Annotated in this window: 19 protein-coding genes; 11 read left to right on the top strand and 8 right to left on the bottom strand. The window is 68.7% G+C overall.

Annotated features, from left to right (window positions below; translation table 11 throughout):
* Positions 1–13: 13 nt before the first annotated feature.
* Positions 14–991 (bottom strand): NADP-dependent oxidoreductase, encoded by a 978-nt coding sequence (locus tag BHS09_RS10825; RefSeq protein ID WP_174260516.1) that lies wholly within the window; start codon positions 989–991, stop codon positions 14–16.
* A 486-nt stretch (positions 992–1,477) separates the two neighbouring features.
* Here BHS09_RS10825 and BHS09_RS39010 point away from each other — a divergent pair, with 486 nt between their 5' ends.
* Positions 1,478–1,672, top strand: coding sequence for a rhodanese-like domain-containing protein (locus BHS09_RS39010; protein ID WP_201800556.1), 195 nt, complete (start codon positions 1,478–1,480; stop codon positions 1,670–1,672).
* An 85-nt stretch (positions 1,673–1,757) separates the two neighbouring features.
* Here the strand turns inward: BHS09_RS39010 and BHS09_RS10815 are convergent, their stop codons facing one another.
* Positions 1,758–3,689 (bottom strand): bifunctional metallophosphatase/5'-nucleotidase, encoded by a 1,932-nt coding sequence (locus tag BHS09_RS10815; RefSeq protein WP_237080297.1) that lies wholly within the window; start codon positions 3,687–3,689, stop codon positions 1,758–1,760.
* A gap of 126 nt (positions 3,690–3,815) precedes the next feature.
* The gene (locus tag BHS09_RS10810) at positions 3,816–4,565 is read right to left on the bottom strand and encodes a sulfite exporter TauE/SafE family protein (RefSeq protein WP_140789442.1); all 750 of its coding nucleotides are present in this window, start codon (positions 4,563–4,565) and stop codon (positions 3,816–3,818) included.
* Between the two features lie 291 nt (positions 4,566–4,856).
* Here BHS09_RS10810 and BHS09_RS10805 point away from each other — a divergent pair, with 291 nt between their 5' ends.
* Entirely contained in the window at positions 4,857–5,405 is a 549-nt protein-coding gene (locus BHS09_RS10805) for a TetR/AcrR family transcriptional regulator (protein WP_140789440.1), read from the top strand.
* A 6-nt stretch (positions 5,406–5,411) separates the two neighbouring features.
* Positions 5,412–6,677 (top strand): MFS transporter, encoded by a 1,266-nt coding sequence (locus BHS09_RS10800; RefSeq protein WP_140797815.1) that lies wholly within the window; start codon positions 5,412–5,414, stop codon positions 6,675–6,677.
* A 23-nt stretch (positions 6,678–6,700) separates the two neighbouring features.
* Here BHS09_RS10800 and BHS09_RS10795 read toward each other — a convergent pair whose 3' ends face one another.
* Both BHS09_RS10795 and BHS09_RS10790 read right to left on the bottom strand, forming a co-directional pair.
* A complete protein-coding gene (locus BHS09_RS10795; RefSeq protein ID WP_140789436.1) occupies positions 6,701–7,726 on the bottom strand; it encodes a pirin family protein in 1,026 nt (341 codons plus the stop codon).
* Positions 7,727–7,915: 189 nt separating this feature from the next.
* Positions 7,916–9,295: a ferritin-like domain-containing protein gene (locus BHS09_RS10790; RefSeq protein WP_140797814.1), complete on the bottom strand. Its 1,380-nt coding sequence runs from the start codon at positions 9,293–9,295 to the stop codon at positions 7,916–7,918.
* 410 nt (positions 9,296–9,705) lie between these two features.
* Between BHS09_RS10790 and BHS09_RS10785 the strand changes: the two genes are divergently transcribed.
* On the top strand, positions 9,706–10,788 hold the full coding sequence (locus BHS09_RS10785) for a helix-turn-helix transcriptional regulator (protein ID WP_237080290.1): 1,083 nt from the start codon (positions 9,706–9,708) through the stop codon (positions 10,786–10,788).
* 7 nt (positions 10,789–10,795) lie between these two features.
* Here BHS09_RS10785 and BHS09_RS10780 read toward each other — a convergent pair whose 3' ends face one another.
* The 3 genes from BHS09_RS10780 to BHS09_RS10770 all read right to left on the bottom strand — a co-directional run bounded on the left by BHS09_RS10780 (position 10,796) and on the right by BHS09_RS10770 (position 12,723).
* Positions 10,796–11,056 carry a DUF3892 domain-containing protein gene (locus BHS09_RS10780; RefSeq protein ID WP_174258717.1) on the bottom strand — a complete coding sequence of 87 codons (261 nt, stop codon included), beginning with the start codon at positions 11,054–11,056 and terminating at the stop codon, positions 10,796–10,798.
* A gap of 92 nt (positions 11,057–11,148) precedes the next feature.
* Positions 11,149–11,832 carry an iron-containing redox enzyme family protein gene (locus BHS09_RS10775; RefSeq protein ID WP_140789429.1) on the bottom strand — a complete coding sequence of 228 codons (684 nt, stop codon included), beginning with the start codon at positions 11,830–11,832 and terminating at the stop codon, positions 11,149–11,151.
* 81 nt (positions 11,833–11,913) lie between these two features.
* Entirely contained in the window at positions 11,914–12,723 is an 810-nt protein-coding gene (locus tag BHS09_RS10770; RefSeq protein WP_140797812.1) for a GNAT family N-acyltransferase, read from the bottom strand.
* A 218-nt stretch (positions 12,724–12,941) separates the two neighbouring features.
* On the opposite strand from BHS09_RS10770, the gene folD reads away from it, so the two are divergent.
* From folD to BHS09_RS10740, 7 genes are all read left to right on the top strand, one after another.
* Positions 12,942–13,814 (top strand): bifunctional methylenetetrahydrofolate dehydrogenase/methenyltetrahydrofolate cyclohydrolase FolD, encoded by an 873-nt coding sequence (gene folD, locus BHS09_RS10765; RefSeq protein ID WP_140797811.1) that lies wholly within the window; start codon positions 12,942–12,944, stop codon positions 13,812–13,814.
* A gap of 348 nt (positions 13,815–14,162) precedes the next feature.
* A complete protein-coding gene (locus BHS09_RS10760; RefSeq protein WP_140797810.1) occupies positions 14,163–16,307 on the top strand; it encodes a S8 family peptidase in 2,145 nt (714 codons plus the stop codon).
* A gap of 440 nt (positions 16,308–16,747) precedes the next feature.
* On the top strand, positions 16,748–17,299 hold the full coding sequence (locus BHS09_RS40110) for an SGNH/GDSL hydrolase family protein (RefSeq protein ID WP_335929015.1): 552 nt from the start codon (positions 16,748–16,750) through the stop codon (positions 17,297–17,299).
* The gene (locus BHS09_RS39295; protein WP_335929565.1) at positions 17,296–17,700 is read left to right on the top strand and encodes an SGNH/GDSL hydrolase family protein; all 405 of its coding nucleotides are present in this window, start codon (positions 17,296–17,298) and stop codon (positions 17,698–17,700) included. Before BHS09_RS40110 ends, BHS09_RS39295 begins: the two co-directional genes overlap by 4 nt.
* Before the next feature lie 102 nt (positions 17,701–17,802).
* Positions 17,803–19,218, top strand: coding sequence for an amidase family protein (locus tag BHS09_RS10750; RefSeq protein ID WP_140797809.1), 1,416 nt, complete (start codon positions 17,803–17,805; stop codon positions 19,216–19,218).
* A complete protein-coding gene (locus BHS09_RS10745; RefSeq protein ID WP_140789422.1) occupies positions 19,218–19,841 on the top strand; it encodes a TetR/AcrR family transcriptional regulator in 624 nt (207 codons plus the stop codon). Before BHS09_RS10750 ends, BHS09_RS10745 begins: the two co-directional genes overlap by 1 nt.
* A gap of 113 nt (positions 19,842–19,954) precedes the next feature.
* Positions 19,955–20,761, top strand: a complete 807-nt coding sequence (locus tag BHS09_RS10740) for a VOC family protein (protein ID WP_140797808.1) — start codon at positions 19,955–19,957, stop codon at positions 20,759–20,761.
* Positions 20,762–20,783: the final 22 nt, after the last annotated feature.

Here is a 20,783-nt window from a genome sequence, read left to right as displayed (position 1 = left end):
AGCGCGCGGTGGCTCAGTGGATGCGCAGGGCCAGCTTGCCCAGATGGTGCTTGCCCGCGGCTTCGAGCGCACGGCCCGCGTCGTCCAGCCGATACACCTGGAAGACTTCGACATGGAAAGGCCCTGCTTCAATGAGCCGGTTGAGGCGCGCGAGGACGTCAGCGTTCGACTCGCCATTGTAGGCCGTGAGCTTCACACCCTCGGGAGCCCGTGGCTCCGGCTCGACGCCATTCGGGTAGGCGATGTGACCTCCCTTCTTCACGGCCTGCAGCGCCGGGCCGTTGCCCTCGCCGCCCCTGAGCACCAGCGCCGCGTCGAGCCCGTCCGGCGCGAAGTCCCGAATCGCCTTCGCCACGTCATCACCACCCCGCCCGTCCACCGCCTTCTCCGCCCCCAGGCGCTTCACCAACTCCACGCCGTCCGGCCCCGAGGCCACCGCCAGGACCCGCGCTCCCAGTCGCCTGGCGAGCTGCACCGCCAGATGGCCCACGCCGCCGCTCGCGCCGTACACCAGCAGCGTCATGCCCTGACGAACGTTCAGCGCGTCCTGCACGCCTTGAAGCGCCGTGATTCCATCCGTGGCCAGGACGCCCGCCTGTTCGGCGCTCAAGCCCTTAGGCACGAGCGCCGTATTATCGGCCTTCACCACCGCGTACTCGGCGAAGAACCCGCCCTTCTCGTTGAGGAAGCCGGAGCCGTACACCCGGTCGCCCACCTTGCGGGACGTGACGCCTTCGCCCACCGCCACGATGGTGCCGGCCCCGTCCGTCCCCAGCACATACGGGAAGGATGATTTGCCGGGCTTGAGCGCCTCCATTTCCCCCTCGCGCTCCGCCGCGTCCCAGCTGCCGACGCCCGCGGTCTCCACCTGGATGAGCACCTCTCCCGCGCCCACGGCCGGAACGGCCACCGTCTTCATGCCAAGCACCTCCGGCCCACCGAAGCGGTCGATGGCGGCGGCCTTCATCTGCGACGGAATGGATGTCTTCATGGAGATTCCTCGGGGGCGGGGAGCTCACGCCCCGACAGGGTTCTTCCGGAGCGTGGGCACGCCTCCCGCGGAATGCAGAGGACACCCACGGCGCCGCGAGCCAGGGGCCGCCCGCATGCCCGCTACCGCGGCGGCCCTTCCACTTCGCAAGGCCACGTCGCAGGCCAGCAAGAAACCGTGCGAGCACGAAAAGCACGGCCAGAACACCTTTCGTGACCGTTCACCGGTTGGTGCCTGCCTGAAGGGACTGCCGGGTAGCGGACGGTGGGCGGGACGGCGCTCGGCGGTGGTGGCCTCGGCGTGACACACCGCCACTCGTGGCGGAGCTCGCCCCCAAGGCCGCGCGCATCAACGTGCTCGACGACGACACGTTCCACGGGCGCCGAAAGACCTACGCGCGAGCCGGGCGCATCCCGTCGAGTGAGCACGTGTTCTTCGGACTCCTCATCGACCCAGCGACGGGGGGCCTACCGGAAGCCCGCGGACGTGAAGCCCCTCTTCGAGAAGGTCGGAGCGCTCGACGCGGCGAAGAAAACCGTCATGCACTGCCGCGGAGGCATCGCCGCCACGGTGGCGGCGCTTCAACTCGCCCGGCTCGGCCGCGACGACGTCGCGGTGTACGACGGCTCGATGACGGAGTGGTCGCAGGACCCGCAGCGACCGTTCGAAGTGACGCCTTGAGGGCACATCCCGTGGCGGATGCGATGTCCGCCACGGGACAACTGTTTCTCCGGCTGATGCCAGGCGGGCGTGTCCCTTCGACGCGCTACTCGACGAACGACTTCGTGCTGTAGAGCGACGCATCCACCTTGCGCAGGACGGGCAGGTTCGTGCCGGGCTCGCGCTCGGCCTGACGGTCGATGTACGTCTGGAGGACGTCGGCATCGAGCACGCCGATGTCGGAGCGGCGCTCGGCGGGCACGTTGGCCAGCGTCGCGTAGCCGTCACCACCCGTGGCGTTGAAGCTCAGCACGAACAGGCGATAGGTGGCGGTCGGCTGGAGCTCGTTCCACTGGCCCGTCGTCTGGTCCAGCACCTCCAGGTTGCTGGCGCGCTGGCCGCGAGCCTGGGCGGCGTTGACGTCGAAGCGCAGGCCGCCGGTGTACGGATAGGGCCCCGTGGTGCCGCCCTCCCGGAACGTGGCGTGCAGCCCGTCCTCAATCATCGACTTCACCTCGATGCCAGTGACGTCCAGCCGGAACAGCATGTTGCCGAAGGGCAGCACCTCGATGACGTCCGCCGCCGTCACCGGTCCCTGCAGCGGCCGGCGCACGCCGCCCGCGCTCTGCAGCGTGATGTCCGCGCCGCCGTAATCCGCGTTCGCCACCTCCAGATAGGCCTGGGCCACCAGCTGCTGGATGTCGCCGCCCCGGCTGTGGACCTCGCCCAGGGCGTTGCAGCTCACGCTGGAGCGGCCCGGCTCCGTGTTTCCTGGCACGCGGCGAGTGCAAAGCTCGTCGCCCGCCGTGGCCACCACCGTCCGGCTGTACTCGTCGATCCGGCCCTGGAACGGCGCCAGCACCTGCGCGGCGGCGCCATCCGGCTGCGTCACCCGAAGGAAGCCGCTGGTGGCCACGCTGGCCAGCATCGCGGCGTTGTCGGCCTCGGAGACGGGCGTCCCATCAATGGAGAACTGGTTGCCGATGAGTACGTGGGGCGTGCCACCACAGGAGGTGACCACGCCATCGGCGTCGAAGCGGAGGGTCATCTCACCGACGACCTGCGAGTACTGCCAGGCCTGCCCCAGGCACACCGTTTCGCCGTCGCGGTTGCGCAGCGGCTCCGCGTAGGGCCCCGCGGGCGTTCCGACGTTGAAGGTCTCCATGGCGGCAGGCCCCAGCAGCGTGTGGGAGTCACCGCCGATGACCGCGTCCACCCCGCTCAGCTGCGGGATGATGGTCCGGTCGAGCTGGTACCCGATGTGGCTCATCACGATGATTTTGTTGATGCCCTGGGCCCGCAGCGCATCGATGGCGCGCTGGGCGGCGGGCACCTCGGCCTCGAACGTGGTGTCCACGTCCGGGCTGGAGGACTCCTTCGTCTTGCCCGCAATCGTCAGGCCGACGAGGCCAATATTCTGGCCACCCCGTTCGACGACGGTGAAGGGCTCCACGTAGCCGGCTGCCCTGGAGGTGTGCAGGGCGGAGCCCGCGCCGAACTGGACGTTTGCGCTGATGACGGGCGTCTGGCACTGGCCGGCATGCAGGCGGTCGATGAAGTTCTTCAGCTCGGTGTCGCCCTTGTCGAACTCGTGGTTGCCCAGGGTGAAGGCGTCGAAGCACACCGTGTTCATCATCGCGGCGTCGGCCTCGCCAATCTGGCCCGCGCGGTTGAAGTACAGCGTGCCGGTGAGGGCGTCACCCGCGTGGAGCTTGATCACGTTCTCCTTGCCAGCCGCCAGCTCCTTCATCGCGGACGAGACACGCGCGAAACCCGAGGATTCAACCTCCGCGGCCACGGTGTCACCCGCGGCGTTCGTCACGTTCAGCTCCAGGCTGGAGCCCGCCAGGTGCGAGTGGTGGTCGTTGATGTGGAGGATGGTCAGGTCCAGCGGCGCGGGCAGCTCGCCAGGGCCGACGTCATCGTCATCACCACACGCGGACAGCACGCTGGCCGCCATCCACGTCACCGTCAACCAGCGCGTCCGGCTCGACGAACGCGCACCCCTGCGCACTTCCTTCTCCGTCTTCAATCGCATGAACCGCTCCCAGGTGCCTTTCGGAAGGCAGCATGGTGTCGGGCGTGAATGACAGCCCGGTTACGCCTTCCTACGCGGCCGGTGACACTTTCATGGCGATTGTCCGAGCCCCAGGACCCAGCACCTTCACCCTGCCAGCATTTCGCGGGCAACCATGTGCATTCCGAGGAGCATCAAGCTGACCAGGAAACACGCCCGGAACAGCACGGGTGAGAGCTTCTGGCGCAGCCACTGCCCCACCTGCATCCCGACGAGCGCCGGCAGCAACATCAGGAGGGACTGGCTCAACTGCGTCCCCACGCCAGCGGCGTTGACATAGAGCCCCGCCGCCAGGGCCAGCGTGGACACCGTGAACGAGATACCCATGGCCTGAATCAGCTCCTCTCGCTCGAAGCCCAACGCTTGCAGATACGGCACCGCGGGGATGACGAAGACGCCCGTCGCCGCCGTCACGAAGCCGGTGAGCGCGCCCACCCAAGGCCCCAGGCGCGCCTCCGCCACCGGGCCCACCATGAGTCGGGCCCCACTGAGCCCCCAGGCCGCATAGGCCACCAACGCCACGCCCAGGGACACCGTGGCCCACGCGCCCATGGGCGCGCCCAGCAGCCACGCTCCGACGAGCGTGCCGGCGCAGACGCCCACCTGCATCGGCGCCAGTCGCCGCAGCAGAGGCCCCAAGGTCGACCAGGGCCGGAGTTGCCAGACATTGGTGACCAGGGAGGGCACGATAAGCAGGACCGCCGCTCGGGCGGGAGGCATCACCAGGGCCAGCAGCGCCATGGCGATGGTGGGCAGGCCCAGCCCCACCACGCCTTTGACCAGGCCCGCGAGCACGAAGACGGCAACAGTCACCAGAAGGCTGTCGGACGATGGCATGAGGGAAGCTCCGAGCGGGTGAGGGGCACGCGACGCATTGATTCTGGGTGCCGCCCTCTGGACTGAAAATTCGGAATTGCCCGCTGCCGCCTCAGGCCCAACCTGAGGCAGCGTGCGACCTGCCACCAAGGCGCCCTGCGGGAAGACCGCGCCGCGGCCCCCGAACCGCTAGCGCGGTGACCCACCAGGGAAGCGCCACGGCCCGGTGGAATAATGAGATATGTACGATCGTACATATCGCCAGCGGCACCTTGAGGCCTCATGCCTCCTGCCGCATCCCCGGAGACCCACGTGGCCACGCGTAGACACGACCCCGAGCGAAGGGATCGCATCATCGATGCCGCGCTGGCGGTCATCGCCGAAGGGGGCGTTGCCGGCACGTCGCACCGCCGGGTCGCCGAGCGCGCGGGCGTGCCCCTGGGCTCGATGACCTACCACTTCACGAGCATGGACGAACTGCTGCACGAGGCGTTCAGCCGCTTCGCCCAGCGCATCAGCGAGCGGTTCGCCGAGCGAATCGCCGCGGCCACCGACCTTGACTCGCTGGTCTCCGCCATCGTCCACATCGTGCACGACGACCTCGCGGCGGGCCAGGACGAGCTCGTGCTCACGCTCGAGCTCTACACGCTCGCGGCGCGCCAACGGGCTTTCCGGCAAATCACCCACGATTGGATGCGCCGCAGCCGCGCAGTGCTGGAACGGTTCGTCGACGCCAGGATGGCGCACGAGCTCGACGCCTTGATTGAGGGGCTGTTCATCCACATCAGCCTCGACCCCGCCCCACGCAGCCGCGACCTGACCCGGGACGCCCTGCGCCGCCTTCTCTCGCGCTCCCCCTGACCTGCCATGCCCTCCACCTCCCCTCGACTGGCCCCCCGCGAGTACCGGGCGGCCCGCGCGGCCGTCGCGGCGCTGTTCCTCACCAACGGCGCCATCCTCGCCAACCTCCTGCCGCGCTATCCGCAGATCAAAGCCGACCTGGGCCTCAGCAACGCTCAATACGGGCTGGCGGTCGCCGCGTTCCCCAGTGGCGCGATGGTGGCGGGGCTCGCCGCCGGAGCGCTCATCCGCCGCTTCCGCTCCTCACGGGTCGCCGTCGCCGGCACGCTGCTGACGAGCCTGGGCGTGCTGGTCGCGGGCCTCGCGTCGTCATGGTGGGTGCTCGCCGTTTCGCTCTTCTTCGCGGGCGGCATGGACGCCATCACCGACGTGGCGCAGAACTCCCACGCGCTGCGGGTGCAACGGCTCTATGGCCGGTCCATCCTCAACTCCTTCCACGCGGTCTGGAGCGTCGGCGCGGTGGTCGGCGGACTCATGGGTGGGCTCGCTGCGGGACTGAACGTGCACCGGGGCCTGCATCTGGGATTCTCCGCCCTGCTCTTCGCCGGGGTGTCCTTGATGGCGCTGCGCTACACGCTCCCCGGCCCCGAGCCCATCGTCACCGTCGAGCCCGAGCCTGCGGCGGCGCACCTGGACAGCGTTCCCGCGCGGCGCCAGCCGACGGGGCGCGGGCGCATCTGGCTGATGATTGCCGCGCTGGTCTTGATTGCCGTCGGCGGCACGCTCGTCGAGGACGCGGGCATGACGTGGGCAGCCGTCTACCTCTCCGGAACACTCGGCGCCACGGCCGCCGTCGCTTCGTTCGGGTTCGTCGCCCTGGTGGGCGCGCAGTTCGTGGGCCGGATGCTGGGCGATGGACTGGTGGACCGGTTCGGTCAGCGCGCCGTCGCTCGGGCGGGCGGGGCCACCACGGCGGTGGGCATGAGCGCGGCGCTCCTGTATCCCTCGATACCGGGCACCATCGCGGGCTTCGCGCTCGCGGGATTCGGCGTCGCCACGCTGGTCCCCGCCGCCATGCACGGCGCCGATGAGCTGCCCGGCCTGAGACCGGGAACAGGGCTCACCGTCGTCAGCTGGCTGATGCGCCTGGGGTTCCTCGCGTCGCCCCCGCTCGTCGGGCTCGTCGCCGACGCCGTGGGCTTGCGTGTGGGACTGCTCGTGGTGCCGCTCGCGGGGACCATCGTCGTGCTGCTCTCTGGAGTCCTGGCCACCGTCCGCGCCCCCGCCACCGCGCAGTGTGGCCAAGGCCCCTCACTCCCGCAGACCCATTGATGCGATAGGCCAGCCGTTCCTCCTCAGGCCGGACGTTCGATGCGTCCATCCGCGTGCCGGGCGAAGCGCCCTTCCTCTCGCGGATGGACCGGTCCATTGGCCGGCCAGGGCCAGCCCCCGAAGCCCGTGCGCTGGTAGTCCGCGAAGGCATCCTGAATCTCCTGCCGCGAGTTCATCACGAACGGGCCGTATTGCACGACGGGCTCTCCAATCGGACGGCCCTGCAACATCAACAACTCCGCCTCGTCCGCGCCGTTCTCCAGCTCCACCGCGACGTCCGCCCGCAGCTCGATGCCATGCGACGGAGGAATGGCACGCCCCGCCACGCGCAGGCTGGAACCGAGGAAGAAGTAGAGCATCCGGTTGCTGCCGCGGGCCGCCGCCGGCAGCGTCCACCGCGCGCCCGGGGCCAGCTTGAGCGTCCAGATGGCCACGTCCGCCGCTGCCTGCGCGGCCCACGACTTGGGCGGCGGCGGTGGCGCCTTCACGTCTCCCAGGCTTCCGGCCACCACCGTGACTTCCGTGGCGCGCCCTTCCGCGTCCCGGGCGACGTGCCGCGGGATGACGTGGTTCCACATCATGGAGAAGTGCGGCTCCACGAGCTTGTTCGCCCGCGGCAGGTTGAGCCAGATTTGAAAAAGCTCCACCGGGTTGGGTTGGTCGCGATGGAGCAGCGGGAACATCTCGGAATGGTTGATGCCCGCGCCCGCGGTGAGCCACTGCACATCCCCACCGCCGAAGCGCGCCGCCGCCCCCAGGGAATCCGCGTGGTCGAGCAGCCCGCTACGCACCACCGTGACTGTCTCGAACCCTCGGTGCGGGTGCTGGGGAAAACCGGGCACCACGGTGCCGTGATACATGTTCCAGCCATCCCGCCCATCGAAGTCCTGGCCCAGGTTGCGGCCCGCCAGCAAGGCGGACGGCCCGAGGCGCTCGTTCCCCACGGGGTACTTGTCGTCGTGGTGGACGCAAAAAAGAAATGGATCCGGGGTCCGCCACGGCATCCCGAGCGGCTCCACACGAAGGACGGCTTCTGGCTGCTGACTCATCTCCTACGCCTCATCCCTTCCCGAGCCCCATGAAGATTCCCTGCGCCGGGACTCCCTCCGCTGAGCGTAACAACGAGCCCTCCTCGCCGCTTGCCCCATAGGGCCTCCGTCCGAATGCCGGGCCGCCCGCTGGGCGCACAGCGGGCGCGGCGAGTGGGGCACGTCACCTGCCCCACCGTCCCACCAGCCTCAGGCCCACAGCTCCTGAGCGAGCGTGTCCACCATCGCCACGGCGACCTCGGGCGGGGGCAGCCCGGCCTCGGACACGAGCACGGGATTCACCGGCACGGAGGCCTCCTCGCGCAGGGCCGCCGCGGCCCGCTGCTTCGCCAGCCGGAGCACCTCGCGCTCCCCCTCCGACAGCCGCGCCTGCGCCCAGGCATCAATCTTCCACGAGAGCTCCGCGTGCCGCGTCTCGTCCTCCGCGATGCGGGCCATGGAGGTGCGCACCTCGGCGTCCTGGGCATGAAGCGACTGGTGCCGAGCCACCAGCGCGCCGAACGTCTCCCGCACACAGCCCTCCACCGCGTTGTCCAGCGCCACCGCGAACAGGGAACGGGGCGCCGCCGCGTCCACCCGGGGAGCCTGGGGCGTCGCGCCGTGCCGCCCCGCCAGGCGGGCGCTGACCTCCGTGTGCATGACCTCCTCCAGGGCGCTCATCAGCGCCGCGTCCTGCAGCGCGAGGTCCGCGCCATGCGCGGCCAGTTCCTCCCGGAGCAGCAGGAAGGCCTGGATGGACGCGGCCTCCAGGTGGGCAACGGCGGCGAAGTGCTTTCCCAGCACATCGCCACACGCCACCGAGCCTTGTGAGCGCAGTCCTTCGGGCCTGCGCCCCACGGAACAGTTGTCCGTGCCCCGCTCCAACACCTTGCGCTCCTCCTCCACCACCTCGCCCGTTGACGACACGCGCAGGGCATACTGCGTCAACGCCGTCCCCTTACCACACGCCATGCCCTTGGTGCCGACGACGCCGAACGCACCGTCGCCCAACTCCTTCACCGCCCCATACTTGAGCCCGCCACAGCGCACTTCGTAGCCCGCGGCAAAGGCAGTCAGCGCGGCCTCCTGCGCCGTATCAATCGGCCCCAGGAACGACTTCAGGGCCTCCAGCGAGGAGATGGCAGACACCACGTCGCCCCGGGTCGTCGCGAGGAAATAGTCGGTGCAGATGAAACCGCAGGCGTCGCGGAACCCACGGGCAGGCGCCAATGCCTCGAGCTCTGACAGACATGCCTGGGTCTGGGTCGCCGTCGCGCAAGGTGTTCCCGCGGAGGTGACAGGGCTCGTTGCCACGGGCTCGCCCGCCGCATGGAAGCTCCGCAGTTGCACGAAGTCCGGCGCGGCCGCAGGCGACAATCCTGTCATGGCCAGCTCGCCATTGTCGCATGCGGGTGGCGAATAACCCGTCAGGTCCACCTCACCGTCACATCCGGCCAGCGTCAGGGGCGACAAGAGTGAGGCGCGAAGGGCCCGGGAGAAGAGCAGACGCAAGCGATTCGAATCCATGGGTGCAAAGCCTCCTGCGATTGGGAACCCGCACTTCAGCAATGAAGATGCCAACACCTGCACGTCAGGGAGCGCCTGACAGGTGTCGCGAAATGCCGACGTTTTCTGCCTGCCCTGCTCAGAAACCTGAGGGGGTGGTTCCTCTCGGCTTGGGTGACCTCAAGAGCGCCATTCCCGGCCAGAGGAGCGAAACAAAAACCAAGCGGTGCGTGAGCTGAACGCCCGCCGCGAATCCCTGGACGCCATTCAAGCGCAGGACGCCTTTCAAGGAACGGCTGCTGAGGCTGGCCGCGTCTTGTCAAGCCATCGACAGCCCCTTGCATGACCACCGGCAGGCGAGGGAACCTCCTGTCAAGCTCGGGGCCTACCACTGGGGGGTGAGGGACAGCCTTTCAGTCGGAGCCTATTGAATGGCCTGACACAGAAACGGACCCGCAGGGTTGCCTGACCAGGCAGGAAGGAAGCTCGCGTCGATGAACCTCTCCTCCCATGAATTCTTGCTCCGGGACAAAGTCATCGCGGCACTCAACAGCACCTTGTCCCTCTCCAAAGCGCTCGAATCCGCCCGGGCGCCCCTGCTGGAGCTGACGCCCGCCGACTACGTGGGCCTGTGTCTCATCAACCTGGGCCCCATCGTCGAATTCCAATGGCTGGTCCCCGGCTACCGGCTGGCCCTCCTGGATGAGTATTCCAAGTGGGTCGACTCCGACTTCGTGCGGGCACCCATCTTCGCCCAGCCGAGTGTGGTCCTCCGGGACTCGGAGATGATTACCCGCAAGGAGTTGGAGCGCAGCGCGCTCTACCAGCGAAGCAAGGAACTGGACCTGAGCCTGGAGCACGTCATGGCGGTGCTCCTGCCTGTCTATCCCCAGCTCCTGGGCGCCTTCACGCTCTACCGGGACCGCCGGCTGGCTTTCTCGGAGAAGGACGCCGCCTTCCTGACGAGCCTCACACCCCACCTGCTGAACGCGGTGCGCAACTGCCGCGACATGCAGACGGCCTCGACGGGCTCCCGCCTCCTGGAGGAGCTCTACAGCCGGCCCGACGCCGCCTACGTCGTGGTGGCGCCGCCCTCGCACGAGGTGCTGCGCTCACGCCGGGCCGCCACACTGCTGGAGCGGTGGTTCAAGCCCTCGGACCTTCATTCCTCGGGGATTCCGCTCGTCCTCATGGAGCGGCTGGAGGCCTTGACGCGGATGACGCCGGACGCACGGCTCCAGTGCGACCTCTGGGTGTCCCTCCACGGGGATGCGTACCAGGTGGTGCGGTTCGTCGAGCTCCCTGAATCCGAGGGCCCGCGTCAGTGGGCCCTGATTCTGAACGAAATTCCCTTGTCGATTCCGCTCCCCGAAACCATGCGCGTGCAGCTCACGGCCCGGCAGGTCGACATCGCGCGGGGCATGCTCCGGAACTGGTCCAACGAGCAGATCGCCAGCGAGCTGGGGCTCTCCGAGGACACCGTGAAGACGCACGTGCGCGACATCTTCCGCCGGCTGAAGATCGACAACCGGATGGACTTCCTCTACCAGGCGGCCCACCTCAACAAGCCCGTCTGAAGCAACGTCAGAAGCGCGGCAGCTCCAGCAGGTTGTCCGTGAGGATGCCATTGGCCTTCGTGCGCAGGTACGGAGGCCTGGCGTCGACGACCTCGACCTTCACGTCCCGGGGCCACGTCTGCACGCGGGCGTCTCCCCCCGCCTTGAGCCACTGGACCAGCTCCAGGCGGCTGCCTTCCCCCACCTCGTTGCCCTCCTTCCAGCGAAGGCGGGCAATATGCTCGTGAAGCGCGCCTCCCTCGAGACGGATCTGGGTGATGTAGCGCATGAAGACGCCTCCCACTTCGCGGACGACGATTCGAAGGGGAGGATCGCCTTCAGCCGCGGGGCTGTCTCTACCACCGGGGAGGTATGCGGCCTTCAGCGCTCGCGGAAGATGCCCGGGTAGATGCACCGCGTGGCGCGGGCGGAGAAAATCACCGCCGCCTGGTCCTCGGGGTCCGTCAGCGTCCGCAGCACCGCTTCCATCTCCGCCACATGGTCCCCGTCCAGCGCGCCGTGGCTGCGCAGGAAGGTGACGGACTTGCGGATGTCCGGAATCGCGTCGGCCGCAATCAGACGCTCCACGACACCGGTCGCTCGCGTCTGGGACAGGTACTCCAGCACGTACGCCGTCCCCAGCACCGCCGTCGGCACGCCGGACCGGGAGGTGAAGAAGTTCCAGCCGGTGTAGGCGTCCACCGCGGGGGTCCGCGCCGCGGTCTCCACGCGCACCTCCGGGTACCCCAGGTTCTTCAGGTCCGACAGCAGCCACTTCTCGTGGCCGCGTTCCTCTCCGGCCTTCTGCACCAGCAGCTCCGCCAGATGCGGGTGCCGGCCCTGGCGCTTGAGCCGGTGGCCCGCCTCCGCCAGCATCGGCGTGCTCCAGCGCGCATAGTGGTAGGTCTGAATCAGGTAGTGGATGTAGCCCTCGGTGTCGATGGTGCCGTCGAAGAGGCGACGGGCGTCGGGCTGCGCGTCCAGCGCGGCCACCAGCCCGCGTGCCTCCTGCTCCAGCACCGCCACCCAGTCCACCTGCGTCGGGTTCTGCACTTGCGTGTTCACGGACGTCTCCTGTTTCCGGGCCGTTTCCGGTCCCCGGCTGCTGCGCGTTGAAGGTGAAGGAAAGGAAGAAGCGCCAGCGGCCTAGGCGGCGCGGCGAAGGGGGTGCTGCGCCAGCGCGTTGAAGCGCGCCAGGGTGCTGGCGGGAATCTCATCCAGCGCGGCGATGAGCGGCAGGGTGAAGCGGCGGAAGTTGGCGTCGTAGAGGGGCTCGGAGATGAAGCGCGCCCCCATCTTCCGGGCGAAGAGCGTGGGCGCCCTCGGCACGCGCAGGCCGTCCAGAAGGCCCTGCTCCGCGCGCAGCCGCTCCATGGGCGTGTAGTAGGGATTGCTGGGGATGGCGGGCGCCTCCACCGGCTCCGGCACGTCCACGCGCCAGCGCCGGCTCATCCAGCCCCGGTAGGCGGCCACCTGGCAGGACAGCATCGCGTCCTCGCGCGAATCCGTGTCCAGGTTCGCGGACGCAATCCAGTGCGTCACGCCGCGCCGCCGGCTCTCCTCGTAGATGCCCGCGTGCAGCCGGGTGACGGCCTCGGAGTGGCGCCAGCCGTCTAGCACACAGAAACGCGACGTCTCCGCGATGACCATGCCCGGGCGGACCACGTCGGACAGGTCCAGCTTCTGCTCCAGCTCCAGCCCCAGCCGTCCGCCGATGGCATCCGCCACCTCCGGGTTGGGCAGCAGCAGCCGCAACGTGGCCACCGGGGCCGCGTCCGCGTAGACGACCAGGTGCACGGTGGTGTCCAGCGTGTCGAAACAGCTCACCTCGCGACGCGACGGCGGCACCCACCCCGTCATCAACCCCAGCTCTCCGCCGAAGACGGCCCAGCGGACGCGGACCGCGTCGTCGAGCTCGCGCTGGGTGGTGGCAACACGACAATGCATGGACGTCATGGGTTTCTCCGAGAAGCGAAGCGGGTCCGGCGTCGCGCCGTCCTCGCCCTCTCATTCGCCGCCCAAGTCCCGAGTGCGCGCGGGCCCTGCTCTTTTTGCTCCCCGCGAATCCAGGGCCCGCGGGGTACGACGGGGAGCGTGTCCCAGGACACCGTCCGGGGTGGACACCGCGAAGAAGCGCTGCGCCAACCTGGAGAATCTGGCGTAAGAAGCCGCGCATGGCGCGGACCCTCGATGGAACCGAAATCAGCCGGGTGATGCGGGCGGAGATGGCCCAGGAAGTCGCGGCGCTCCAGGCCGCTGGCGTGACGCCCGGGCTCTCCGTGGTGCTGGTGGGCAACAATCCGGCGAGCCAGGCCTACGTCGCGAGCAAGACGCGGGCGTGCGAGGCCCTGGGGATGCGCGGCCAGACGCTGACGCTGCCCGAGGACGTGTCGAAGGAGGAGCTGTTCGCCGTCATCGACCGGCTGAACGCCGACCCGGCCGTGCATGGCATCCTGGTGCAGCTGCCGCTTCCGGCCCACCTGCCCTACAAGGCCGTCCTGGAGCACATCCACCCGGCGAAGGACGTGGATGGCTTCCACCCGGTGAACGCCGGGCTCGCCTTCGTCGGAGACCCCCGGGCCTTCGTGCCCTGCACCCCCGCCGGCATCATGGAGATGCTCCGGCGCGAGGACATCCCCACCCGGGGCAAGCACGTGGTCATCGTGGGCCGCAGCCTCATCGTCAGCAAGCCGCTGGCGTCGCTGCTGATGGCGCCGGGCCCCGACGCCACTGTCACCATCACCCACCGCCACACGCCGGACCTCGCGTCATTCACGCGGCAGGCGGACATCCTCATCGTCGCGGTGGGCAAGCAGAACCTCATCACCGCGGACATGGTGAAGCCGGGCGTCGTCGTCATCGACGTGGGGCAGAACCGCGTCTCCGACGCGAGCTCGCCGCGCGGCTACCGCATGGTGGGGGACGTGGATTTCGATGCCATCCTGCCCATTGCCAGCGCCATCACTCCGGTGCCCGGCGGCGTGGGGCCGATGACCATCACCATGCTCCTGGCGAACACGCTCCAGGCCGCGAGGCAGGCCCGGTAGGACCGCCGGCGCTTCCACTTCTTCGGCGGTCGGACCACAGACCAGCACGCCCAGGGCAACGCGCATCGCGACGAACAGCCCCCGGAAATGGAGAGAACCCCTTTCCTGCCGCCAGGGCCGCTCTCGCGCGGTCGCGAAACAATCACAGGCTGCGCCGCGCCCTGGCTCTCCCATTCAGAGAATACAAGACACGCAGCCTCACTCAGCAAGGATTGCCCTCTCCCCTCATCGTAAAAATCACCCCGCCCCACAATCCCTCTCAGCACCCAGCCAGCAAGCTCCACATCCATTGACACACGCGAAGTCCGTCTTGATTGTGACCTCCACTCAACACTCCCTGGAGGTTGCATGCGCCTGGCTGTCCGAGTCCCCCTGCTCTCGACGCTGCTGACGTCGCTGCTGTTGAACGCTTGCGGAAGTGAATCCCCCGAGCCATCGCTCCCGGTGACAGGCGATGCCCTCACCCAGGCCCCCGCCACGCCGGAGCCGCTGAAGCGGGCAGACGCCAGGCGGCGGTTCGCCCCGGGCCAGGCCATCGTGAAGCTGAAGGACACGGCCAAGGCGCGGCCCCATGCCGCCGCCGTGCCGTCCGTGCGCGGCTACCAGACAGCGCTCCTCGAGCCGCTGCCCAGTGGCGCGTCCCTGGTATCACTGGTGCGGGAGCAACCGCTCGCCCAGGCCTCGGTGGCCGAGGAGGAAGCCAGCACCCTGGCGGCCATCGAAGCGCTGCGCCAGGACCCCGACGTCGAGTACGCGCACGAGAACCTCTATTTCGAGTTCTTCGCCACGCCGACCGACCCGCTGTACTCGCAGCAGTGGAACTACCCGGCCATCAACCTGCCCCAGGCGTGGGACACCGTCACTGGCAACGTCACCATCGCCGTGCTCGACTCCGGACGCCTGGATCACCCGGACCTGCTGGGCCGCTGGACGACGGGCTACGACTTCGGAGATGGAGACCCGAACCCCTATGACGATGGCACCTGGCACCACGGGCTGCACGTGGCCGGCATCCTCGGAGCCCGGACGAACAACGGCGTAGGCGTGGCCGGTGTCTGCTGGGGCTGCCAGCTCATGCCGCTCAAGATTTCATCGTCGAGCGGCTACATCCCGATGACTGGAGTGAACTCGGCCATCCGCTATGCGGCGGACAACGGCGCGCGTGTCATCAACATGAGCTTCGGGTTGGGATACAACCCCAATGCCCCCTCCGCGATTCACCCGTGTTCGAACTACCCGGACACGCAGAGCGCGGTGAGCTACGCCTTGGGGAAGGGCGTGGTGCTCGTCGCCGCGGCTGGCAACCATGGAGCGGCGAACTACCAGACGGAGCACGTGACGCCCGCCTCCTGCCAGGGCGTCATCGCCGTGGGCGCCAGCACCCAATCCGGCGGCGTGGCGACCTGGAGCAACAGGGGAAGCCGCGTTGACGTGATTGCGCCCGGCGGCTTCGCCAGCGGAAGCCTGTATGGCCAGGGCATCGGCTGCCCTTCCGACCCCGACCTGGATCCCCATGTCAGCGGCACCGACCAGGTCCTGTCGACCTGGGCCACTGGCAAGCCTGTCTCGGTGCTGACCGCGGGTGACTACTGCTACCGCTACCTGGCGGGGACGTCCATGTCCGCGCCGCATGTCGCGGGTATCGCCGCGCTGATACTGTCGCAGAAACCCTCCCTGACGCCCGACCTGGTCGCCGCGCGCATCAAGAAGACCGCGACGCCCATCTCTGGCTGCGCCGGCCACTGCGGGACCGGCCGCGTCAACGCGGCGGCGGCCATCTACACCAACCTGCCGTCACTCCCCACCCAGGGGCTCTGGTGGAACCCGGCGCGCTCCGGCAATGCCATCGACATCCAGCAAGTCGCCTCCGACCAGCTCTATGTCACCTGGTTCACGTACACGGCGGCGGGTACCCCCATCTGGTACCTCAGCTACCTGCACGCGGAGCCCGGGGAGTGGCGGGGTGACTTGCTGCGGACCTCGTGGAATGGCGCCAGCGCGACGACCTCCGTCGTCGGCACCGCGCGGCTCATCCTCAGCGGCGGACAGTGGCGCTTCTACTGGACGATGGCAGGCCTCTCCGGCAACGAGCCCATCCAGCCGTTCGTGTTCGCCAGCGGCGCCCCAGCCATGAACCTGACTGGCACGTGGTTCAACCCGTTGCAGCCCGGCTGGGGCGTCACCTTCGCCAGCCAGGGCACGCTGCACGTCGCCAACATCACCGTCTACCAGGGGAGCAGCCCGGTGTGGCTGCAGGGCGTGGTGAACAGCAGTGGCACGTCACTCTCCTTCCCCATGAGCTACATCACCGGGAACAACCTGTGCCCGGGGTGCTCCGGCACGCCGTCCGTGAACTCGACGCCCGCGGGGACGTTCACCACCAGCGGCGCGGCGGGCATTCCAAGCGCCATGCCGTCCTCCCTGAACATGAGCTTCCCCGGCGGGACGTGGAGCCATCCCTCCTTCCCGCTCCACCGGCTGACCGGCCCGTAGCGCGCCGCGTGGCACCGTGCCGAGCCGAGTGTCGGCACGGTGCCTGATGCCCGCGCTGACGTCCCCTGGACGCCCGGGTGCCCTCCATCCCCAGCGCATGCGTGTCCGTCTTGCGATATCCACTGAGCGCATGAGGAACACTCGTCATGCGGTGCGTGGCATCGGCGCGGCCCTGGCGCGGGGACTGCTGGTCGCCAGCGTGGGCGTCGGACTGCTGGTGAGTGGGTGCAAGTCAGCCTCGCACAGCCCGCCGGACACCACGGGCGACAGTGGCACCCCGCCGCTCGCGCCCGACGCGGGTGCACTGGCGTGGGTGCGCATTCCCGCCTCCGACGCACGCGTGCAGTACCTCGGCCGGACGTACCGTTCGGACACCGGCGTCGTCTTCTCCCACCCCGGAGTGACGATCCGAGCCCGCTTCTGGGGAGACGCCGTTCGGATTGGAGCTCCACGACGCGGGCCAGGGTGGCGAGGTGGGGACCACCTACTTCGATGTCGTGATTGACGGGGCGCCCGCGCGACAGCTCGCGGTGAGCCGCCATCAGTCCAGCTACGTGCTCGCCACCGGTCTGGAGGCCGGGCTGCACACGGTGGAGCTCATCAAGCGCACCGAGTCCCTGGTCGGCCACAGCGAACTCGTGGCGCTGGAGGTCCATGGCGAGCTCCGGGAGCCGCCCGTGCGCGCGGGACTCCGGATGGAGTTCGTCGGGGACTCCATCACCTGTGGCTACGGAAGCGACGTCTCCCTCATCCCGGACTCGCCCTCCTGGACCGCGCCCACCTTCACGTCGAAGAACCAGAATCCCCGGCGCACCTATGCCTGGCTCACGGCGGGGAACCTGGGCGCGGAGGCGGTGCTCATCTGCTATTCGGGCCACGGGGTGTACCGCAACCTGGACATGTCCACGTCCGGCCTGGTGCCGCGCTCTACGAGCTCGCGGTCCCCGGACACGGCGTCGCCTGGGACTTCTCTGGCGCGTCGCCCGATGTGATTGTCGTCAACGCGGGGACCAACGACACGTTCGCCGGCAGCGGCACCGACGCCTACCTTCCGGACGAAGCGGCCTTCAAATCCGCCTACCGCGCGTTCCTCACCCGCCTGCGGACGCTCCACCCGCGCGCCCACATCGTCTGCACGTTGGGGAGCATGACGGACGGCCACAAGCAGTTCGAGCAGAACGGCACGACGACCTCGGTCCATGTCGGCGACTGGCTCACCGAGCTCGTTGCGGAGCGGCAGCAACAGGGAGACGCCCGCGTCTACCGGCACGTGATGGCCGTGCAGAATCCCAACGTGGACGGCGTTGGCGAGGACTGGCACCCGTCGGCGGCCACACACCAGAAGATGGCGGAGGCGCTGACCTGGTTCATCCGGGACGTCGTGCGGCCCTGAGCGCACGCCGCTCGCCCGTTCCGCCGGCCGCTGCTTGACGCACGCCCGAATCGGGAATATTAAATTCGCGATTCGACTTGTCGAAATCAAGAGGAGGCTTCCATGGCGAAGCTGGCTGCACTTGCCCGCCTCGACGGCGTGGCGCAGGCGGAGCTCGTTGCGAAGGGCGAGGTGAGCGCCGAGGAGCTGCTCGATGCATGTGTCGAGCGCATGGCGGCATTGAACCCGCTGCTGAATGCGGCGCCCGTGCTCGACTTCGAGCGCGCCCGGACGAGGCCCGCCGCGCCCGGTCCCTTCTCGGGAGTGCCTTTCCTCATCAAGGACGTCACCCCCTACCCAGGCCTGCGCTGGTCGCTGGGCTCACGGCTGTTCGCGGGCAACATCACCGACCAGGCCACGCCTTACAGCGAGAGGCTGGACGAAGCGGGACTTGTCACCGTGGGCAAGAGCGCCACGTCCGAGTTCGGCATGCTGGGCAGCACCGAGACGCTCCTGGATGGAATCACCCACAACCCCTGGGAGCTATCGACCTCGGCGGCGGGTTCATCCGGAGGCGCGGCCGCCGCGGTGGCAGCCGGGCTCGTCCCCCTGGCGCATGCCAGTGATGGCGGCGGCTCCGTGCGCATTCCCGCCTCCGTCTGTGGACTCTTCGGGTTCAAGCCGAGCCGCGGCCGCTGCGTGTCCGCCAGCCTGGGGGAGTCGGACTTCGGAGCGCTGGTCAGCGAGCATTGCGTCAGCCGCTCGGTCAGAGACAGCGCGCTGCTCTTGTCCCTCACCGAAGACCGGGACGCCGGACTTCCACCCGTGGGCTACGTCCGCGAGCCCCTCTCACGCCGCCTGCGCATCGGAACATGGACCCGAACGATGACGGGCGAGGAACCAGAGCCCGCCGTGCGACGTGCGTATGACGAAGCCGTGGCGCTATGCTTGGCGCTCGGACACGACGTGGAGCCGATTTCGCCTCCCGTCGTCGACGGCGCGACGCTCGGGGAGGCGTTCTTCCTGTTCGGAGGCGCTGCCGTCGCGGGGGCGGTCCAGATGGTGGAGCACCTGCGGGGGAGGCCCGTGGCTCCAAACGAGCTTGAGCCCTTCAGTCAGGCCCTGACTGAGGTGTTCCGGCGAGGAGGGTCCGATGCGCTCACAGAAGCCCGCCGCGTGTTCGCGGACAGCGTGGAGCGCTACCTGTCCGCCGTCCGCGAGTATGACGCCGTCCTCACGCCCACGCTCGCGGTCGTCCCCTGGCGCATCGGCCACCTCTCCCCTGTCCTCCCGCGTGAGGCATTGATGCGCCGCATGGCCACCGCCGTGGGATACACCCCCATCCAGAACATCGTGGGGTGCCCGGCGATGTCCGTCCCACTGCACGTGTCGGACGACGGGCTTCCCATCGGCACGCACTTCGCCGCCGCGCCTGGAGCAGAAGCACTGCTGCTCGAGCTGGCGTACCAGCTCGAAGCGGCGCGCCCGTGGCACGATCGGTGGGCCCCCTACTCGTATCCCCGGCTGTTCGACGCCTGATGCCCCAGGTCCTCAAAGAGGAAATCCGCGAGCGCATCCTCACCGCCGCGCTGGAGGTCTTCGCGACGCATGGCTACGCCGTTGCGACCATGAGTGACATCGCCTCACGCGCTGGGCTCGGCACCGCGAGCATGTATCGCTACTACGGGAGCAAGGAAGCGCTGTTCGCCGCTGTCGTGACGCCCGCCCTGGCCGAGCGTTTCGAAGCGCTGCTCGAGGAGCGCGTGCGCGCGCTCGCGCACATGGCACTCAGCGAGCCTCCCGGCCAGGTCCACGAACGCGGCGAGGAGATGCTCCGATTCTGGGTGGAGAACCGACTCGCGGTCGTGGTGCTGCTCGACCGCGCCGCTGGCACGCCCTACGCCCACTACGGAGAGCGCTTCGTCGAACTGCTGGTCTCCACCACGCTCGCGCAGCTTCGCACCTCCACCCCTGGACTGCGCGTCAGCCCGACAGCGCGATTCGTGCTCACGCGGATCTTCGAAAACACCCGGCGCATGTTGGCCGCCATCCTGACGGAGCATGCGCGCGAGCGAGCGTTGCGCGAGGCCATCGAGGCGTTCTGGAGCTATCAGATTCCCGGGCTTCGAGGCTTCGCCGCCTGGATGACCACTCAATCCTGACGCCGGGCACGCGCGAATGTGCGTCTCATAGCGCCGCCATACGCAGAAAAAGGCACCTTGGCGCATGACACGAAGAGGTGCCTCCGGCGACGTCGCTCGTTTATCATCGGGCCATGCCCACCCATGCGACGAAGGCCGCCGTCATCAGCGGGAAGGAAACGACTGTTCCGTTGCTTCCCTGCGTCTCGGCTGACGAAACATTGGCGTTCTACCAGGCGCTCGGCTTTGCCGTGACGTACCAGATGACCAAGCCGTACCTGTACCTGGCGTTGCGCTGGAGTGACATCGAGCTGCACTTCGGCAAGGGCGCCAAGAGCCTGGACCCGAGCGAAGAGAACTCGGGTGGCTGCCTGGTCATGGTGGATTCGGTGGAGCCCTACCACCGGGCCTTCACGGACGCGCTGCGCGCGAAGTACGGCAAGGTGCTGGCCACGGGCAGGCCTCGCATCACCCGGTTCAGGCCCGGCCAGAGCCGCTTCTCACTGATTGACCCCACTGGCAACAACATCATCTTCATCCAGCGCGATGAGCCGGAGGACCTGGAGTACGGCGGCTCCGAGAAGCTAGCGGGACTGGCGAAGGCCATCGACAACGCGCGCATCCTGCGTGAGTTCAAGAATGACGACAAAGCCGCCGCGCGGGCGCTCGACATCGGACTCGCCAGGTACGAGGCAGAGGCGCCCGTGGTGGACCGGGTTCGCGCCCTGGCCGCCCGCATGGAGCTGGCGATTGCCCTGGGGGATGCCACGACGGGAAATGCCTTGAAGCAGCAACTGCAGGCCTTGCCCCTTCCCGAGGAGGCACGGAGCCAGTTGTCCGACGAGCTGAAGGCCGCGGAGCGCCTGGAGGACTGGCTCGCCCGAACCAAACCCGAGCCAGCGCCGTCCCAACGCACGGGTCCCCCGCGGCGGCGGCGCTAGCATTGGAAGCCGCGCACAAGTC

The sequence above is a fragment of the Myxococcus xanthus genome (assembly GCF_006402735.1).
GTDB classification, from domain to species: domain Bacteria; phylum Myxococcota; class Myxococcia; order Myxococcales; family Myxococcaceae; genus Myxococcus; species Myxococcus xanthus_A.
Note: the sequence above shows the minus strand (reverse complement) of the source record. Positions and strands in the feature narration are given on the sequence as shown.

Excerpts from the sequence above, each read along its gene's own strand:
- BHS09_RS10825 (WP_174260516.1), bottom strand. The coding sequence starts at position 991 with ATGAAGACATCCATTCCGTCGCAGATGAAGGCCGCCGCCATCGACCGC.
- BHS09_RS10815 (WP_237080297.1), bottom strand. The coding sequence starts at position 3,689 with ATGCGATTGAAGACGGAGAAGGAAGTGCGCAGGGGTGCGCGTTCGTCG.
- BHS09_RS10810 (WP_140789442.1), bottom strand. The coding sequence starts at position 4,565 with ATGCCATCGTCCGACAGCCTTCTGGTGACTGTTGCCGTCTTCGTGCTC.
- BHS09_RS10800 (WP_140797815.1), top strand. The coding sequence starts at position 5,412 with ATGCCCTCCACCTCCCCTCGACTGGCCCCCCGCGAGTACCGGGCGGCC.
- BHS09_RS10795 (WP_140789436.1), bottom strand. The coding sequence starts at position 7,726 with ATGAGTCAGCAGCCAGAAGCCGTCCTTCGTGTGGAGCCGCTCGGGATG.
- BHS09_RS10785 (WP_237080290.1), top strand. The coding sequence starts at position 9,706 with ATGAACCTCTCCTCCCATGAATTCTTGCTCCGGGACAAAGTCATCGCG.
- BHS09_RS10780 (WP_174258717.1), bottom strand. The coding sequence starts at position 11,056 with ATGCGCTACATCACCCAGATCCGTCTCGAGGGAGGCGCGCTTCACGAG.
- BHS09_RS10770 (WP_140797812.1), bottom strand. The coding sequence starts at position 12,723 with ATGACGTCCATGCATTGTCGTGTTGCCACCACCCAGCGCGAGCTCGAC.
- folD (WP_140797811.1), top strand. The coding sequence starts at position 12,942 with ATGGCGCGGACCCTCGATGGAACCGAAATCAGCCGGGTGATGCGGGCG.
- BHS09_RS10760 (WP_140797810.1), top strand. The coding sequence starts at position 14,163 with ATGCGCCTGGCTGTCCGAGTCCCCCTGCTCTCGACGCTGCTGACGTCG.
- BHS09_RS10750 (WP_140797809.1), top strand. The coding sequence starts at position 17,803 with ATGGCGAAGCTGGCTGCACTTGCCCGCCTCGACGGCGTGGCGCAGGCG.
- BHS09_RS10745 (WP_140789422.1), top strand. The coding sequence starts at position 19,218 with ATGCCCCAGGTCCTCAAAGAGGAAATCCGCGAGCGCATCCTCACCGCC.
- BHS09_RS10740 (WP_140797808.1), top strand. The coding sequence starts at position 19,955 with ATGCCCACCCATGCGACGAAGGCCGCCGTCATCAGCGGGAAGGAAACG.